13 protein-coding genes and 1 pseudogene are annotated in these 17,449 nt (G+C 44.5%); 9 read left to right on the top strand and 5 right to left on the bottom strand.

All coding sequences use genetic code 11. The features are described from left to right. The first annotated feature begins 26 nt into the window (after positions 1–26). The 5 genes and pseudogenes from greA to FQ084_RS02820 all read left to right on the top strand — a co-directional run. Complete coding sequence (gene greA, locus FQ084_RS02840) at positions 27–503, top strand: transcription elongation factor GreA (RefSeq protein WP_149489108.1); 477 nt, start codon at positions 27–29, stop codon at positions 501–503. A gap of 476 nt (positions 504–979) precedes the next feature. Further along, entirely contained in the window at positions 980–1,948 is a 969-nt protein-coding gene (locus FQ084_RS02835) for a hypothetical protein (protein ID WP_262880638.1), read from the top strand. Positions 1,949–2,195: 247 nt separating this feature from the next. Further along, positions 2,196–3,464: a putative DNA modification/repair radical SAM protein gene (locus FQ084_RS02830; protein ID WP_149489107.1), complete on the top strand. Its 1,269-nt coding sequence runs from the start codon at positions 2,196–2,198 to the stop codon at positions 3,462–3,464. A 57-nt stretch (positions 3,465–3,521) separates the two neighbouring features. Beyond that, the gene (locus FQ084_RS02825) at positions 3,522–4,394 is read left to right on the top strand and encodes a TIGR03915 family putative DNA repair protein (RefSeq protein ID WP_149489106.1); all 873 of its coding nucleotides are present in this window, start codon (positions 3,522–3,524) and stop codon (positions 4,392–4,394) included. 148 nt (positions 4,395–4,542) lie between these two features. Continuing rightward, positions 4,543–5,664: pseudogene (locus FQ084_RS02820) on the top strand (glycosyltransferase); the annotation flags it as partial. Between the two features lie 431 nt (positions 5,665–6,095). Here FQ084_RS02820 and FQ084_RS02815 read toward each other — a convergent pair. From FQ084_RS02815 to FQ084_RS02805, 3 genes are all read right to left on the bottom strand, one after another. Beyond that, a complete protein-coding gene (locus tag FQ084_RS02815) occupies positions 6,096–7,535 on the bottom strand; it encodes an APC family permease (RefSeq protein ID WP_149489105.1) in 1,440 nt (479 codons plus the stop codon). 280 nt (positions 7,536–7,815) lie between these two features. Then, on the bottom strand, positions 7,816–9,075 hold the full coding sequence (gene gabT / locus FQ084_RS02810) for a 4-aminobutyrate--2-oxoglutarate transaminase (protein WP_149489104.1): 1,260 nt from the start codon (positions 9,073–9,075) through the stop codon (positions 7,816–7,818). 164 nt (positions 9,076–9,239) lie between these two features. Further along, positions 9,240–10,712 carry an NAD-dependent succinate-semialdehyde dehydrogenase gene (locus tag FQ084_RS02805; RefSeq protein ID WP_149489103.1) on the bottom strand — a complete coding sequence of 491 codons (1,473 nt, stop codon included), beginning with the start codon at positions 10,710–10,712 and terminating at the stop codon, positions 9,240–9,242. Positions 10,713–10,971: 259 nt separating this feature from the next. On the opposite strand from FQ084_RS02805, the gene FQ084_RS02800 reads away from it, so the two are divergent. Next, the gene (locus FQ084_RS02800) at positions 10,972–11,730 is read left to right on the top strand and encodes an IclR family transcriptional regulator (protein WP_149489102.1); all 759 of its coding nucleotides are present in this window, start codon (positions 10,972–10,974) and stop codon (positions 11,728–11,730) included. 64 nt (positions 11,731–11,794) lie between these two features. Here FQ084_RS02800 and FQ084_RS02795 read toward each other — a convergent pair whose 3' ends face one another. Further along, positions 11,795–12,994: a CaiB/BaiF CoA transferase family protein gene (locus tag FQ084_RS02795; protein ID WP_149489101.1), complete on the bottom strand. Its 1,200-nt coding sequence runs from the start codon at positions 12,992–12,994 to the stop codon at positions 11,795–11,797. Between the two features lie 263 nt (positions 12,995–13,257). Beyond that, positions 13,258–14,442 (bottom strand): acyl-CoA dehydrogenase, encoded by a 1,185-nt coding sequence (locus tag FQ084_RS02790; RefSeq protein WP_149489100.1) that lies wholly within the window; start codon positions 14,440–14,442, stop codon positions 13,258–13,260. A 176-nt stretch (positions 14,443–14,618) separates the two neighbouring features. Between FQ084_RS02790 and FQ084_RS02785 the strand changes: the two genes are divergently transcribed. From FQ084_RS02785 to FQ084_RS02775, 3 genes are all read left to right on the top strand, one after another. Next, entirely contained in the window at positions 14,619–15,446 is an 828-nt protein-coding gene (locus FQ084_RS02785) for an IclR family transcriptional regulator (RefSeq protein ID WP_149489099.1), read from the top strand. A 126-nt stretch (positions 15,447–15,572) separates the two neighbouring features. Continuing rightward, positions 15,573–16,805 carry an RtcB family protein gene (locus tag FQ084_RS02780; RefSeq protein WP_262880636.1) on the top strand — a complete coding sequence of 411 codons (1,233 nt, stop codon included), beginning with the start codon at positions 15,573–15,575 and terminating at the stop codon, positions 16,803–16,805. Between the two features lie 52 nt (positions 16,806–16,857). After that, a complete protein-coding gene (locus tag FQ084_RS02775) occupies positions 16,858–17,316 on the top strand; it encodes a DIP1984 family protein (RefSeq protein ID WP_149489097.1) in 459 nt (152 codons plus the stop codon). Positions 17,317–17,449: the final 133 nt, after the last annotated feature.

The raw sequence follows: 17,449 nt of genomic DNA, 5'->3' as shown, positions 1-17,449 counted from the left end.
TGGTTTTATTGGTTTAAGGAAAAAACATGCAACGTTATCCCATGACTCCGCAAGGACATGCGGCTCTAGAAGCCGAATTAAAACAGTTAAAAAGTGTCGACCGTCCACGTATCACCGCTTCTATCGCTGAAGCCCGTGAACACGGCGATTTAAAAGAAAACGCTGAGTATCATGCCGCTCGCGAACAACAAGGTTTTTGTGAAGCGCGTATCCGTGATATCGAAGCCAAACTTGGCGGCGCGCAAGTGATTGACCCTGCGACATTACCTAAAGAAGGTCGTGTGGTATTCGGTGTGACCGTCGTTATTGAAAACATGGACACCGAAGAAGAAAAACAATACAAAATCGTTGGTGATGACGAAGCTGATTTTAAAGCCGGTAAAATCTCCGTTAACTCACCGATCGCTCGTGGCTTGATTGGCAAATCTGAAGGCGACGAAGCGCGTATTGAAACGCCAAAAGGTGTGGTTGAATACGAAATTATGAAAGTGATTTACGATTAATCTCACCCACTTTACAAATATTTTGCTTGGTGTTTTGATAGTTTTATAAGTAGAAAGCTTTTGATAACCATTGCTTTTTATCGCAAATAAGCATGGCGTTAGCATAGCCACTAAATGTAGAAAATAGTACATATCCCCATTACCTGTAGAGCAGCCGTTACACAACGCTGCTTTTCTAGTCAGTTTGTTTTAGCGCATAATTGTTTGGGTATAGATTGCTGAGCCCTGTACTTAATTATAAGCACTTGATGATAAATGCTTCATTATGAGTGCTAGCAACTGACCGAAATAATGATGGAGAGAGAGCGAACGTTGGCTATTATTCGTACTTTTACCCTCGTTATTTGACATTATTTACATGCTCATTTGACGGGGGTTTTTCTTATCTTAGGTTTATTTATTTAAGCCTTTTTTAAGCTTTGTTTTCTGCTACTACATTAGCGGCTTTATTTACTATTACTTTAAAGGAATCTAGTATGACCATGCCTATCAACATGCCAGCGTTAATGAATATGAATAAGAAAGCGCTGATTCAACAAAGCCTCGTTAAAAAAAGCGCAATAACCACTGCCATTTCAACGGTTTTAGCAGGAACCTTACTGACGGTATCTGCAGCCCATGCCGCCACTGAAGTGACCGTTTTACCAGCTGCTGGCGGTAGCACAGCTGTGGTCGAGCAGTATTCTGACGGTAAAACTGCTGTTATCACTGCTACACCTAACAGCATTGGTATGCAAGATGGTATGCCGTTTGCTGTGACTCAGGTGACCAATGTACCGCGTTATACGGTTCGCCAAATTGCTAGCAATGGTGTTAGCAGTACGGTCGTCACGCAAGGTAGCGCCACGGTTACTAGCGTGCCTGTGACCAACCAGATGACCAATCAAACAAGCAGAGTTGATGTCATAGCAGTGCCCACGACTAGCGTGACAGAAGTCTTGCCTGTGACGACAGCTACGCAATTGCCAGTCATCAATGCGCCAACGACAACCGTCGTGACTAACCAACCTGCAACGACGCAAATCGTATCTACCTCTTTAGACGCTCTGCAACTGACTCCAACCTTTAGTACCCCAGGCGTGGTCAATGCACAAACCAAAGTCATGAAAATATTAAAAAATAAAGATGGTCGTGAGATGGCAGTACCAGCCAATCATATTGCTCCTGGTGACGTCATCGAATATCATACCACTTATACCAATACCACCGCGCAGCCTGTCACTGATATCAATGCGATGGTGTCACTACCAAACGGCGTGCAACTGGTATCATTAAACAGTCCACTGCCAACGCTTGCGACTACTGGCGGCGACAGTTATCAGACTATCCAACAAGTTGGTAATACTGTAGTCGTTACGGAAAACTATTCTGGACTTAAATGGAACTTAGTTGACCTTCCTGCCAATGCCCCGCAAACGGTTATTATACGTGCTAAAGTTCAATAATGATGACCTCGTATAGAAACACCCTTTGCTAAATAATTACTCCAAAAGTCCTGCTCATGCAGGGCTTTTTTGTTTGTAGAGAATATAAACGACTAATCATTTTTTGGTAGTAATCTTTCGCTAGTGACTTGTTGCCCTCAAGCGACACTATCTGTCGCATGCTTTTGTAGTTTCATCTATCAATACAAAGACTTACTGCCAATTTTGTTAAAATAGCCTTTCATTAATTCATTGGTAAATACCGCTCATGGCAACCATCAATTATGAACGGCTACAAGGTAAACTCAATATTTTAGCCGATGCGGCAAAATATGATGTTTCTTGCTCGTCTTCCGCGGGTACGCGAAAAAACCAAGGCGGTGGGCTTGGCAATGCTTCAGCAACTGGTATTTGTCACAGCTATACCGAAGATGGTCGCTGCGTCAGCCTGCTTAAAATTCTGCTTACCAATCACTGTATTTATGATTGCGCTTATTGTACGTCACGCAAAAGTAATGATACGCCGCGCGCGGCTTTTAGTGTCGAAGAAGTCGTCGATTTAACCATGCAATTTTATCGCCGTAACTATATCGAAGGGCTGTTTCTCAGCTCGGGTATTTTTAAGAGTGGCGACTATACGATGGAGAGATTGGTCGAGGTTGCCAAGATATTGCGTACCCGTGAGCGTTTTAATGGTTATATTCATTTAAAAACTATTCCCGGCGCGTCAAAAGAATTGTTATTAGAAGCGGGATTGTACGCCGATCGCTTGAGCGTCAATATTGAGATTCCAACTAAATCAGGCTTGGCATTACTTGCACCTGAAAAATCTCATGATCAATTAAAAGCACCGATGGAAACCGTCAGAGAAGAAATCATCACCATTCGTGAGAGCCGTAAAACGCATAAAAAAGCGCCGAAATTTGTGCCAGCAGGTCAGACCAGTCAAATGATCGTTGGCGCGAGCAACGAAACTGATTTGCAAGTGATTCAGCTATCGAATCATTTTTATAAGCAATATGATCTTAAGCGCGTTTACTACTCTGGTTATGTGCCGATGTTGTCTGATAGTCGCTTGCCAGCTATCGGTACGCCTGTGCCGATGATACGTGAAAACCGTCTGTATCAAGCTGATTGGCTGCTGCGTTTTTATGGCTTTGGCGCACATGAAATCGTTGAACCAGACTCGCCATTTCTAGATTTAGACTGCGATCCAAAATTGGCTTGGGCAATCCGCCATCGCGAGCATTTTCCGGTTAATATCCAAACCGCCACTTACGAGATGATTGTGCGTATTCCCGGTATCGGTACCAAAACCGCTAAAAAGATAGTCAAGGCACGCAAGTTTAATCAGTTGACGCTTTATCATTTGAAGAAAATGGGTGCGGCGGTTAATCGCGCCAAATACTTTATCGCAACGACGGGTAAAAACGAACATCTTGCCCATTTAACGCGTGACAACTTCCGTCAATACGTACTGGCACAAACGCAGACCAAATATAAAGATCAACGCAGTGGGCAGTTGGCGCTGTTTTAGTCAGCATGATTTTGATTAGCATGGTTTTAATTACCGCTATTTTAAGTAGGAACATAAATGTCACAACTGATGCAAAGTCATGACTATATTGTCGGTCAATTAACGCCCAGTATTGTGCTTTATGAGCCCAGTTTTGAAGGTTGGCTGAGTGCGGTATTTTATGTCTATGCTAATAAGTTACAGGACGATGAATCCTTACAGCTAATTGCTCAAGACTGCTATGTACCTTCATTAATCTCACAAGCGACCAGTGTTGCAACTGATGAAGACAAAGCTGAACGCGTACTATCAAAGCTTAATCAACTACTAGGTCGCTCAGGTATGCGCAACATCCTTTGGGGGTTCTTATCAGAAAAAGATAATACTGGTACGACCTTATTTCAAGTAATTAAATATGCTATTGACTATCCAAGTCGCCAGATTATGGATGATTTGGGTAATCTTAATGTCTTAGAGTTGGTGCAAACGGTGAAGTCTGTCGGCCGTGAAAAACACCGCATGGAAGCCTTTGTGCGCTTTGAACATACGAATGAAGACATCTACTTTGCGCGCATTGAGCCTGATTTTAATGTCTTACCCTTAATTGGTGAGCATTTTCGTCAGCGTTATCAAGACCAGCATTGGGCGATTTATGATGTGGCGCGTGGTTATGGTATTTATTATGACAAAAGCAAAAGTACGCCCACGCGCCCTGCTTCCCTGCAAACTATCACTGACCTAAATGATGCGGTATTGCGCAATCCTGCTAGTATTCATAGTAAGGATGAGAAGCGCTATCAAAAGTTTTGGCAAGGCTACTTTACCAACGTCAATATCAAAGAGCGTAAAAACCCACGTCTGCATAAGCAGTACCTACCGCAGCGCTATTGGAAATATTTAAGTGAAAAGCAAGTGCTACCAGATGCTGAGCATTTACAAAAACGTCGCTAGTTTGCTAAGGTTGAACATCGTTAAACGATTATTTTTAACCAAAGAATTATAGTAAATCTAGTTCCATCTTTTTATCTTGGTGGTTGAGTTTTCGGCACTTTTAACTGACAATAGCAGCTTGATATCTCATTCGGTGACCAATGCTATTATGAAAGTTATGCGCTTACTGTCGTCTTTAAAGCATGATGAATCCGAGCGCGGTATTTTTCATCTGGGACGCGCTTTGGTTAAAAACGAGCATACTTCTATCATTATCTCCAGCGCTGATGAAGAAAACGACTTGGTCAAACGCCTAAAACGTGATGGCAATATCTATCATCAGCTATATATGAATAAGAAATCTTGGCTGTCACTGCTACAAGTTGCCCCGCTGCGTCGCTTGATTGAAAAATATGATCCTGACGTCATTCATGTGCATTCACGCACACCAGCATGGGTATTACATTTGGCACTGCGCCGTGCGCGTGTTAAACGCCGACCAAAACTGGTCTCTACTATGTATGGTTTTTATCCCATTAATAAATACTCGCAAGCGCTGCTTGATGTCGATACCATTATCACGGTTTCCGATAGTGTGACCGATTATCTAAAAAAAGGCCTGCGCCGTGAGGAGCTAGAACCCAAGGTCATTAAACGCATCTATCGCGGTGTCGATACCCGTCGTTACCCGTATCGACATAACCCTTCTGTTTATTGGCTGCGCCACACTTTTGCTGAATATCCTGAACTTGAACATAAAAAATGGCTGGTTTTTCCGACCATCATTGGCAATGAGTACGGGCAAGAATGGTTGATTGATATTTTGGGAAATCTTAAAGAACAATTTCCCAATATCCATGTCATTATTATGGATGAAGATTACCGCGAGGGTGATGTGGCGCATGAAGACTTTCGCCAACGTAGCAATACGCTTGGGCTTTCTGAGCATATCACCTATGTCGGTAGCAAACGTAATGACATGCGCGAATGGCTGTCAGCTGCCAATATCGTCATGGCGCTTGCCAACGAACCTGAATCGATCGGTATCAATGCCTTACAAGCCATCCATTTAGGTACGCCTGTGATTGGCTGGGATCAAGCAGCGTTTAGCGAGATTTTACAGCCATTATATCCGCAGGGACTGGTGAAAAAGTACAACGCCAAAGCCCTATGTAAAGCAGTGCGCAATCAATTAGAAAGTGTCACTCGTCCTGAGATGACCACCAAATTCACCATGCGCGAAATGATTGACGAAACCCTCGCGGTGTATCAAGATCTGTACCAAGACTCGCTTGCAGCAGAACAAGCGCAGGCGGATGCTGCAGCAGTTAAAAGAATGAGAAAGAGTCTTAAGCCGACGGTAAAGCCTTTTGATAAACCGTCTGAGCGTTTGGTCACTCAAGAGCCTGCTACCCGCATTAATCTTAAAAAGAGTAAAGCAACTGAGCATAATAACCGCCGTATAAATCCTGAAAAGGAAGCGGTAATAAATACTGCTAATGTAACGCTAAAGGATAACAACCTGGCTAATGATTCTTTAAATAGGGATTCTTTAAATAGGGATTCTTTAAATAGTGACACGCTAGATAGTAATCGTCTGTAAAATAATAGGCTCACGACCTATCTTGAGCGAGCTTATGGATTATTAAATGCATGCTATTTATGCACAAAAAAGCCTAACGTCTGACGCTAGGCTTTTTTATTAATCGTAGAACTCATCTTTTATTTGGGTGGATTGTCCTTTAACCATAGCTGATTAACGATTTTTAATTCGCGTAGTTCTTCTGCCATGATAGATTCACTGATACCCGGATATTTTACGATGGCATAACTATATAGACCGATGCCAAGTGCTGTCCAACCAAAGAATATCCACCATTCAATGGCTGTCAGTGCCGATGGCATACCTGGCATATATAGCATGAGCAAACCAAAGCCTAATACGATGGTAAACATGCCGACAATTTTACCCGCGGGTACTCTAAACGGGCGTACCATATCGGGCTCACGGTAGCGCAAGACTAAGAAAGAAATAGCGACACAGGTATAAGCGATGACAATGCCGAAACCACCAGCATCCACAATCCATACCAACATTTTTCGACCAAACAAAGGCGCGAGCGTAGCAAGACCACCAATTAATAAAATCGCATTCGAAGGTGTTTTATATTTTGGATGCAACTTACCTAAAAAGGCTGGCAACATACGTGCTCTGGACATGGCATACAGTAGACGACTACCGCCAATTAAAAAGGCATTCCAGCTGGATAAGATACCAAGCACACCACCAATCACTAGTAAAATGCCCGCCCATTTACCATGCCAGGCATTGGTCATCGCATCAGCCGTGGCTAAGGTTGAGCCTTGTGCTTGAATCAATGGCAAGGTGCGACCGACGCTCCATGCTACGCCGACATACCATATAACCGCAATAATAATAGAGATAATCAAAAACTTACCAATATTAGGACGAGTTAGGTCAATCTCTTCAGCTGCTTGCGGAATAACGTCAAAACCGACAAACATAAAGGGTACCATGACAATCACTGTCATCATGCCGCCAATACCACCGATAAAGGCAGGCGCTTGTACGGCTGTCGACGTCGCAGGATTATAGAGCACTGCGCCAATAAACAATAACGTACCGACGAATAAAATACCCAATACCGCGGTCTTTTGGAACCAAGCACTGACTTCCATACCGCGGATATTGAGCCAAGTGACAATTACTGAGCCGAGCATCCCCACGCCGACCCACGTAGCGTAAACGTCCCAACCAGCAATCGTCCATAGATAGCCTTGGTTATAATTGGGAATAAAGTATTCAACCACCGTAGGCAATGCCACCGCTTCAAAAGCAACAACAGAGAAGTAACCAAATAAAATACTCCATGAACAAATAAAGGAAACTGTGACACCAAGCGCACGATGGGTATAAGTATGCTCGCCCCCAGTCACCGGCATCGATGAGGCCAGCTCAGCATAGTTGACCCCAATCATAATGACGGCTAAACCACCAATCATAAACGCTAACATAGCGCCCCACGTACCAGCAGATAAAATCCAATCCCCTGCCAGAACGACCCAGCCCCAACCAACCATAGCGCCGAATGCTAAGGCAATAATATCAAACATACCTAGCGATTTTTTTAGCTCAGACATAATCTACTCCTTGTCCGTGTTTAATCCATGTGAATCTTTTGCTCATTACACTTATAGTGACACTGTATTTTAGATAACAGGATTTTATGTAACAGGTCATCGCCCCTCATATTTATCTTTCCATACTTCTCGATTGAGAAGCTTGATAATATTTTGATATATCGATAGCAGAGACAACAACGGCGTCTTGACTTGCAAGGCGCCGTTGTAAAACCGCCGCTCAAAGCAGGACTGTCATAATCCTAACCTTGAACATTCATTATGTTAAATCTTAACGCCTTTAAGCAGTCAAAATACCTTTGATGATATCAAGACCTTCTTGTAGCACTTCATCTTCAACCGTTAGCGGCACCATCACGCGAATGGCGTTACCGAACATGCCACAAGAGGCTAATAACAGACCTTGCTCAAATGCTTTGGCTTTTAGGTTGGTAGTCGCTTCAACATCAGGCTTGCCATCACTGTCGATTAATTCAAACGCTAACATCGCGCCTTTATGACGAATATGACCGATGCTGCTTAAATTCAAATCCTTTAAGAAAGCTTCGATTTTGTCGCCAATCTCAACACTACGCTCAAGCAAGTTTTCTTCTTCGATGACTTCCATCACTGCTAAAGCTGCCACACAAGCCAGTGGGTTACCAGAATAAGTACCGCCCAAACCGCCTACTTGCGGCGCATCCATGATGTCAGCGCGGCCGATAACCGCAGAGATAGGATAACCACCCGCCAAGCTCTTAGCGCTGGTCATCAGATCCGGCTCAACGCCCAACTGCTCAGACGCAAATAACGTACCCGTACGGGCAAAACCACACTGTACTTCGTCAAAAATCAGCACAATGCCATGCTCATCGCAAATCTCGCGCAATGCTTTGGCAAACGATGGTGTGACTTGATGGAAACCACCCTCACCCTGTACTGGCTCGATAATCATCGCCGCCACTTCGCTTGGGTCGATATCCGCTTGGAAAATCATCTCAAGGCTATGCAAGGCTTGTGCTTCAGTAACGTTTAACTCTTCTGCTGGGAATAACGCATGGAATACAGGGCCTGGCATCGGACCAAAATTCTTTTTGTATGGCAATACTTTACCCGTCAGGCTCATGCACATCAGCGTGCGACCATGCCAACCGCCAACGAAGGAGATGACACCCGGACGACCGGTTTTCGCACGAGCAATTTTGATACAGTTTTCAACGGCTTCTGCACCAGTGGTTAAAAAGAAGGCTTTTTTCTCACCGCTGATAGGGGCTTTTTGGCAAAGCTTTTCTGCAAGCTCAACATAGCATTCATAGTTAATCATTTGCGCAGCAGTATGGGTAAACTTGTCTAGCTGCTCATGTACACGCTGAGTGATTTTTGGATGGCTGTGACCAGTATTTAGTACTGAGATGCCGCCAACGAAATCGATATAACGATTGCCTTCAATATCCCATACTTCTGAGTTTTTTGCTTTTTCTGCAAAGATAGGAAAAGCCACACCCAGTCCGGTTGGTAATACAGCTTTACGGCGTGCAAGTAGTGATTGATTGGTAGTCATAAGAATATCCTTTTCTTTCTTTTTTACGTAGATGCCAGTGATGTGATGGCGGTTTATAGAGTAAGGTTTAGCAATCTTGGGAATTCATGGAGCTGAATCCCATTGAACGCTGGGTAAAAATCAAACGGTTAAAACATAAAGTAGCTAACTATTAGCTCCAGCTATTAGCTAATATCAGAACACCAGTACTTGGTCACGACATATTCTTCGATGCCGTATTTTGAACCTTCACGGCCAAAGCCCGATTGCTTAACGCCGCCAAATGGTGCAACTTCGGTAGAAATAAGACCGGTATTATGACCGATGATACCGTACTCCAAACCTTCGGTGACGCGCCATGAGCGTGCATAACTGCCGCTGTAGAAGTAAGCGGCCAACCCATAAATAGTATCGTTAGCTTGACGGATGACGTCGGCTTCATCTTTAAAGGTAAAGATAGTAGCGATAGGACCAAAGATTTCTTCGTGGGCGATATCCATATCACTGTTGATATCGGTAATCACCGTTGGGTTATAAGTCAGCTCTGATGCGCCATTGGTGCTGCCACCGGTGATAAGGGTTGCGCCTTTATCTAAAGCGTCTTTTAGCAGTGCTTGCACTTTTTCCAAGGCTTTTTTATTAATTAGCGGACCGATATCGACGCCTTCTTCCATGCCGTTACCGACATTAAGCTCAGCTACTTTTTTCACAAATACGTCTAGGAATTTGTCTTTGATACTGTCCTGCACATAGACACGGTTGGCGCAAACACAAGTTTGACCAGCGTTACGATATTTAGAGGCGATTAAGCCTTCAGCAGCTTTCTCAAGATCGGCATCATCAAAGACGATAAATGGCGCATTACCGCCCAGCTCTAATGACAGTTTTTTGATGGTTGGCGCGCATTGAGCCATCAAGGTACGCCCGACTTCGGTAGAGCCGGTAAATGACAGCTTATGAATGCGCGCATCGCCGGTTAGGATATCGCCGATGACTGATGATTTGCCCGTTACGACTTGGATAACGCCTGCTGGAATGCCCGCTTGCTCAGCCAATGCCACAAGTGCCAAGGCAGAAAATGGCGTTTCGGTTGCAGGTTTGATAATCATAGTACAGCCTGCTGCTAGTGCAGGTGCAGCTTTACGGGTAATCATCGCTGCTGGGAAATTCCAAGGTGTGATAGCCGCGCAAACACCAATAGGCTGTTTTAGGATGACATGACGCAGCTGTGCTTGATTGGCAGGGATGACATCGCCGTAAACACGCTTGCCTTCTTCAGCAAACCAGCGGATAAAGCTATTGGCATAGCCAACTTCCCCGCGTGACTCGGTTAAAGGCTTGCCTTGCTCAGCGGTCATGATGATAGCCAAATCTTCTTTATTAGCATCGATGAGGTCTGCCCACTTTTGTAGCAGCTCAGCGCGCTCTTTTGGTGTTTTGGTGGCCCAAGTGATTTGAGCGTCATGAGAAGCAGCAACCGCATCGTTGATATCATCGGTTGTCAGGCTTGGTACCGTACCGATAACCTCGCCGTTAAAAGGATTGCTGACGTCAATAGTCGCATCATCACTAGCGGCATGCCAGCCATCTTTAATGAAGCACTGCTGTTTAAGTAGGTCTGGGTTTGATAGCTGTAGCGTGTGTGGCAGTTGTGACATGTTGACACTCCTTGTCAATGTTGTTTTGCAGTAGGGTTTGCAGTTTTATAGCTATAAACCACTAACAATATGTAAAAGGTTATGACTTAAATAATCATTGATAACTTGTTACTTGTTCAATATACTGAACATATATTCTATATATGAGACATCATTATAAGAATGATATACGCATATTTGCAACCCCTATTATCAACTTTGTGATGATTTATCACTTTATTTTGATGTTTTTAATTTTACCGACTTTCATAGGTTCCTTATGAGCACTACTGCCGTTCCTGCTTTGGACAAGACTTTTCAGATTTTAGATTTGATAACCGACAGCGCCCAGCCTTTGACGGCGGCTCATATTGCCAAAGAGCTTAACCTGCCGCGCAGCTCAACCCACAACATTTTGCAGAGTCTTTTGGCTAAGCATGTCATTTATAAAGATACTGACAACCGCTTTCATCTAGGTTCATACTTGATGTACTGGGCGGGCAAGTATGAGCAGCAACAAGGCGTCATCCAGTTATTCAAAGACCTTATTGTCCAGTATCCAATACTCCTTCAACATACGGTTACTTTGTCTAAGCTCGACTTGGGTGAAGTGGTATTTTTAGCCTGTCATGAAGCACCTGCTCCGCTTGGCTTCACCTTCCGCGCTGGTGTTCGTGTACCAGCAGTGTTCTCTGCTACAGGCAAAGCGATACTTTCAACCTTGTCTATGGACAGCATAAAATCCATCTACGCCAGCGGCTTCCCTGCACCCATTACCCAACATGGTGTCGATAACTTTATCGATTTATCTACCGAGCTGACCGCTATTCAAAACAGTCGAATCTCCCTTGATAATGGGCAACTGCGCGAAGGTATGTATTGCCTTGGTACTTATATTCGTAATGCGTCAGGCAATGCGGTTGCGGGTATGGCGGTGAGCTTTTTGCAAGCAGAATATGAGTCCAAGCGTGCCGAAGTCAGTGCCGTGCTGATTGAACTAGCCGAGCAAATTGAACAGCGTTTAGGTTTTAAGGCGTAGCATTGAGCATAACGTTGATATTATTCAATACTTGCTACTCATTATCTATGACTAAAAAACAGGCTTAAACAATTCCATCGGCTTTAAGCTTGGCTACCATCTCACTGTCATAGCCCAAATTAGCAAGCGTGCTATCGGTATGTTCGCTCAAGCGCGGTGGCGGCGTACGATAAGTGACCGGTGATGCAGATAATTTAATCGGACTACCAAGCGCTCTTACCGGACTGCCTTGATCGGCAAAATCAACCACCATCTCACGCGCTAGCGCTTGTGGCATCGCCAATGCCTCAGCGATGTTATTAATAGCTCCGCAAGGAATACCTGCCTGATCTAAAACCTCTAACCAATAGGCTCGAGGTCGCTCGGCAAATTTCTTGGTCAATTCATCGCACAGTAACTCACGATTGGCAACTCGTTGTGGGTTGGTCATAAAGCGGCTGTCGTTATGCCAATCAACGCCCAACACAGTACATAGTTTGGCGAACTGACTGTCATTACCACAAGCTAAAATAAAGTGCGCGGCACCCTGTGCGGCAAACACTTGATAAGGCACAATATTAGGATGCTGATTACCGAGTCTTGGCGGGACTTTGTCGGATGCCAAATAATTCATACCGACGTTAGCCAACATCGCAAGCGCGCTATCAAGCAATGCCACATCGACATGCTGCCCAAGTCCCGTATTTTGACGCGCTAATAGAGCGGCTTGAATACCAATGGTCAGCTGCAATCCTGCAAACAAATCAACCACTGCCACGCCCACCTTGTGCGGTTCACCATCGCTTGGACCAGTAATACTCATCAGTCCCGATAACCCTTGAATAATATAGTCATAACCGGGACGCTTGGCGTCTGGACCTGTTTGACCAAAGCCCGTTAATGACGCATAAATTAGGCGCGGATTGTCTTGTTTTAGACTGTCGTAATCTAAGCCGTATTTTTTAAGACCTCCGACCTTAAAGTTTTCAACGACGATATCGCTATCGGCAACAAGCTGCTTGATAATGGTTTGTCCGGCAGGTTTGGTGATATCAACGGTGAGGGATTTTTTATTGCGGTTAATAGTGGCGTAATAAGCGGAGGTATCATCACTGAATTTTGGAGGCGCCCAATGACGCGTCTCATCGCCAATATGCGGACGCTCAACCTTGATGACTTCAGCGCCCAAATCTGCAAGTACTTGGGTACAAGAAGGACCGGCCAATACTCTCGATAAGTCGAGCACCTTAATACCGTGTAATGCGCCTTTTGCCATATCAGTCATAATCTTCCCTTATTATGTAACTTATTCTTTGATAAAGATTTGATAAAAAATTACTATGTATCATTTAGCTTTTGGTATCTTTTCTTCAATGCTTTAAAAAATAGATACTGTTAAATAAATGATGCATAACAACCATGCATAAAAACGATGTATGAAAATTAGAAACGCACGCTACCGTCTATAACAGCTTATTAAAAAGCCAAACAGTAACGTACGTTAATGGTCTAAAAACTAGCCAGCACTTATTACCTAACAACCATTAATTAATAAAACGCTTGAATCCCTGTCTGCGCGCGACCTAAGATGAGCGCGTGAATATCGTGCGTGCCTTCATAAGTATTGACCGCCTCTAAGTTCATCACATGACGGATAATGTGGAACTCATCAGAGATACCATTGCCGCCGTGCATATCACGAGCAATACGTGCAATATCTAACGCTTTACCGCAGTTATTACGTTTAATAAGTGAGATCATCTCAGGAGCGGCATTGTTTTCATCCATCAGTCGACCAACACGTAGCGCTGCTTGCAGACCCAACGTGATTTCTGTTTGCATATTGGCAAGCTTCAACTGTACCAACTGCGTCGCAGCTAGCGGACGACCAAATTGCTTACGGTCTAGCGTATACTGACGGGCAGCTTTCCAGCAGAATTCAGCCGCCCCCATTGCACCCCATGCGATACCATAACGGGCTTTATTTAAGCAACCAAACGGCCCTTTGAGTCCACGGATATCTGGGAAAGCATTGGCTTCAGGCACAAACACTTTGTCCATCACAATCTCACCCGTGACTGAAGCACGCAGTGAAAACTTACCTTCAATCTTCGGCGCTGACAAACCTTTCATGCCTTTGTCTAAAATAAAACCGCGAATTTCATCGGCATCGTCTTTTGCCCAAACGACAAACACATCAGCGATAGGACTGTTGGTAATCCACATCTTATTACCTGTCAGCTCATAACCGCCATCAACCGCACGCGCACGTGTCGACATTGAGGCTGGATCTGACCCTGAATCTGGTTCTGTCAGGCCAAAACAGCCCACATATTCGCCAGTAGCAAGCTTTGGCAGATATCTCTCTCGTTGCTCTTCAGTACCGTACGCCCAGATAGGATGCATGACCAAGCTTGATTGCACGCTCATCGCTGAACGATAACCTGAGTCAACCGCTTCAACTTCCTTGGCAATCAGACCGTAAGCGACACTAGATAAACCGGCACAGCCATAACCTTCAATCGTGACGCCAAGTAAGCCAATCTCACCCATTTGACGCATGATATTACGGTCAAAATTCTCATTGCGATTGGCTTCAACGATGCCAGGCATGAGCTCTTTTTGAAAAAACTGACGGGCGCTGTCCATCACCATGCGTTCTTCATCAGTCAGCTGGTCGCGTAATAAAAACGGATCTTCCCAATCAAAACTTGGACGAGTAGATGTTGCCATGTAGATCTCCTTGATGTCAGTCATCCTGACCGACGAGTAGTGATTAATGAGTAAATTTACTTCATAAGGTATTGACTTGCTAATTCCGCTGTGCGAAACTTAGTTTCATAATTTAAATCTATTAAAACAAAGTTTTACGGCGCTGTAAACCTTTATCAAAGATAAATGAGTGCAAAATGACAAAAAACGTATCGGCAGCCTTACCACTATTGGCTCGAATCAATACAGTCCTTGAACAAAGTAAGGAAGATAACGATAGACAGTTTGTCACTGCCTTAGGCCGTGGACTGACTTTGTTAGCAGCTTTTGAGCATCATGAGCAGCTCAGTCATCAGCAGTTATGTCAGATGACCATACTGCCAAAAGCGACCATCACTCGTCTGATTCATACCTTGATGACGCTTGGATTTTTGCGCATGACGGAGCATGGAAAGTATCAATTGGGCAGTAGCGCGGTGCGATTAAGTGCTACTGCATGGAGTCGTCACGATATGGTCGCGGCAGCTGAGCCACTGTTACGTCAGTTTGCCAGCAGCAATGAGGTGTCGGTAAACTTAGCCACCGAGGTCGAAGGAGAAATGCGCTATCACGCTTGCTGTCGTAGCCCTGCTCGTCTATCGGTCAATTTGCAAGTTGGCTCAGCGGTACCTGTCGCACGAACGGCTATTGGGCGCGCTTTTTATGCGGCTAGCTCGCCAGCGAGACAGGCTTCAATTCGTAATAATTTACAAGAGCACTTATCTACAGAAGATTATAACCATGCGCAGTCTGCTCTATCTGACGCTGCAGAGCATTATAGATTGCATGGCTATACGGTATCAGATGGTGATTTTTCTACGGATATATTGGCAGTAGCCGTTGGGGTATATGATGTTGCGACTGGACAGTATGCTTATTCGCTTAATGCCAGTGTGCCAAGCGCTAACTGGCAAAGCGACGACTATGCAGCGATGATTGTGCCTAAGTTGCAGGCATTGGCTGAGAGGATTGGAAGCGGTGTTTAGAAAGAAACCACTGTAGCTGATTAGGTTGATTAATCAGCCGAACGTATCAAATCTCAAACCACACTTCCTCAAGGATTTGCGCAGTCTACTTCTGTCATTAGGATGATAATAAATAAAGAGCATACTATGCAACCAACCACTCATAACATCATTCAAGACGGCGGAGCCCCGATCAAACTTTGGACCAAGGGGGTTCCTGTCGGTCCAAAAGCGCACGACCAGCTGATCAAAGCCTCGCAGATGCCGTTCATTTATAAATGGTTGGCAGTCATGCCTGATGTCCATGTCGGGATTGGTGCGACTATCGGTACAGTGTTGCCGACTAAAGAGGCGATTATTCCTGCTGCCGTTGGTGTCGATATCGGCTGTGGCATGATGGCGGTACAAACCACCCTGACCGCTGATGACTTACCCGATAACTTGCGCAGTTTACGTATCGAGCTTGAAAGAGCGATTCCGCATGGTCGTAGCAAATCACGTGGTCGCGGCTCTAACCGTGATGTCGGTGCGTGGTTAAACCCTAATGACACGGTGAAAGAAGGTTGGGCAACACTAGTAGATGATTTTAACTATCTAACCCAAAAGCACCCTAAACTTAAAAGCACCAACAATCTAGACCACTTGGGAACGCTGGGCACAGGCAACCATTTTGTAGAAGTATGTCTTGATGAGACCAATCAGGTTTGGATTATGCTGCACTCAGGCTCTCGTGGTGTGGGTAATGCTATCGGACGCTACTTCATTGAGCTGGCGCGAGAAGATATGCGCAAGTGGTTTATAAATTTGCCCGACAAGGACTTGGCATATTTCTCTGAAGGTACTGAACACTTTGATGATTACTGGTTTGCCGTCGGTTGGGCGCAGCGTTTTGCTTTTAAAAACCGTGAAATCATGATGGAAAATGCAATCAAAGCATTGTGCCAGATTATATCTAAACCTTTTGATGCCAAGATAAAAGCAGTGAACTGTCATCATAATTATGTAGCAAAAGAAGAGCACTACGGTGAGGAAGTATTTGTCACTCGTAAAGGCGCGGTACGTGCTCGCGTTGGTGAATACGGTATCATTCCCGGCTCGATGGGCGCCAAATCTTTTATCGTGCGTGGCAAAGGGAACGCAGAGTCATTCCATTCCTGCTCCCATGGCGCGGGTCGCATCATGTCACGTACTGAAGCCAAAAAAACCTTTACGGTAGCAGATCAAATCGCACAAACTGCAGGCGTAGAATGCCGAAAAGACAAAGAAGTCATTGATGAGATACCAGCCGCCTACAAAAATATTGATGAGGTGATGCAAGCGCAAAGTGACTTGGTAGACGTGGTGCATACCTTGCGACAAGTGGTTTGTGTTAAGGGTTAAGAAGCATTAAAATTTAGCGTAAATATTAATAATAAAAGTATGAGAGTAAATAATGAAACTCGCCGAAGCTCTACTGATCCGTAGCGATATGCAAAAGAAGCTCGCCCAAATTAAAGGTCGTATTCGTAGTAACGTCAAAGTTCAAGAAGGCGATATGCCAAACGAAGATCCTAACGCGCTGATGGTTGATGCCAGTCAAATCATTACTGAGCTAGCGACTTTGATTGAACGCATTCACCGTACCAATGCCATTGCAGAGACCGATAAAGGTCAATCGATGTTAGCGCTATTGGTTGAGCGTGAGACGTTAGAGCTGCGTCATAAGCTATTAATTGAGGCGATTGAAGCCACTGATACGGAAGCGGATCGTTATAGCCATCGTGAAATTAAATGGAATATCATGGTCTCAGTCGCAAGCCTACAAAAGCAAGCTGATGACATCGCCATGAAACTACGCAAAATTAATATTGTCATCCAAGCCAATAACTGGCAAATTGATCTTGTTGAATAATCATCTTTTTTTAAACCATTAGCTTTAGAACTCTCTATCCATTTAGACATAAGTGGATAGACTCCCCCTTTGGAACCGACTGGGCGAGTGTCAGACCCCAAACCGCCACAGCAGGGGGTTGAAAGCATACTGT

Origin of the sequence: Psychrobacter sp. ANT_WB68 (assembly GCF_008369115.1) — a bacterium.
Classification (GTDB): Bacteria; Pseudomonadota; Gammaproteobacteria; order Pseudomonadales; family Moraxellaceae; genus Psychrobacter.
The sequence above is the reverse complement of the archived record's forward strand: the minus strand, read 5'-3'. Positions and strand labels throughout refer to the sequence as shown.

What these genes read in the sequence shown, in the direction of transcription:
- greA (WP_149489108.1), top strand. Translation starts at nt 27, where the DNA reads ATGCAACGTTATCCCATGACTCCGCAAGGACATGCGGCTCTAGAAGCC.
- FQ084_RS02835 (WP_262880638.1), top strand. Translation starts at nt 980, where the DNA reads ATGACCATGCCTATCAACATGCCAGCGTTAATGAATATGAATAAGAAA.
- FQ084_RS02830 (WP_149489107.1), top strand. Translation starts at nt 2,196, where the DNA reads ATGGCAACCATCAATTATGAACGGCTACAAGGTAAACTCAATATTTTA.
- FQ084_RS02825 (WP_149489106.1), top strand. Translation starts at nt 3,522, where the DNA reads ATGTCACAACTGATGCAAAGTCATGACTATATTGTCGGTCAATTAACG.
- FQ084_RS02815 (WP_149489105.1), bottom strand. Translation starts at nt 7,535, where the DNA reads ATGTCTGAGCTAAAAAAATCGCTAGGTATGTTTGATATTATTGCCTTA.
- gabT (WP_149489104.1), bottom strand. Translation starts at nt 9,075, where the DNA reads ATGACTACCAATCAATCACTACTTGCACGCCGTAAAGCTGTATTACCA.
- FQ084_RS02805 (WP_149489103.1), bottom strand. Translation starts at nt 10,712, where the DNA reads ATGTCACAACTGCCACACACGCTACAGCTATCAAACCCAGACCTACTT.
- FQ084_RS02800 (WP_149489102.1), top strand. Translation starts at nt 10,972, where the DNA reads ATGAGCACTACTGCCGTTCCTGCTTTGGACAAGACTTTTCAGATTTTA.
- FQ084_RS02795 (WP_149489101.1), bottom strand. Translation starts at nt 12,994, where the DNA reads ATGACTGATATGGCAAAAGGCGCATTACACGGTATTAAGGTGCTCGAC.
- FQ084_RS02790 (WP_149489100.1), bottom strand. Translation starts at nt 14,442, where the DNA reads ATGGCAACATCTACTCGTCCAAGTTTTGATTGGGAAGATCCGTTTTTA.
- FQ084_RS02785 (WP_149489099.1), top strand. Translation starts at nt 14,619, where the DNA reads ATGACAAAAAACGTATCGGCAGCCTTACCACTATTGGCTCGAATCAAT.
- FQ084_RS02780 (WP_262880636.1), top strand. Translation starts at nt 15,573, where the DNA reads ATGCAACCAACCACTCATAACATCATTCAAGACGGCGGAGCCCCGATC.
- FQ084_RS02775 (WP_149489097.1), top strand. Translation starts at nt 16,858, where the DNA reads ATGAAACTCGCCGAAGCTCTACTGATCCGTAGCGATATGCAAAAGAAG.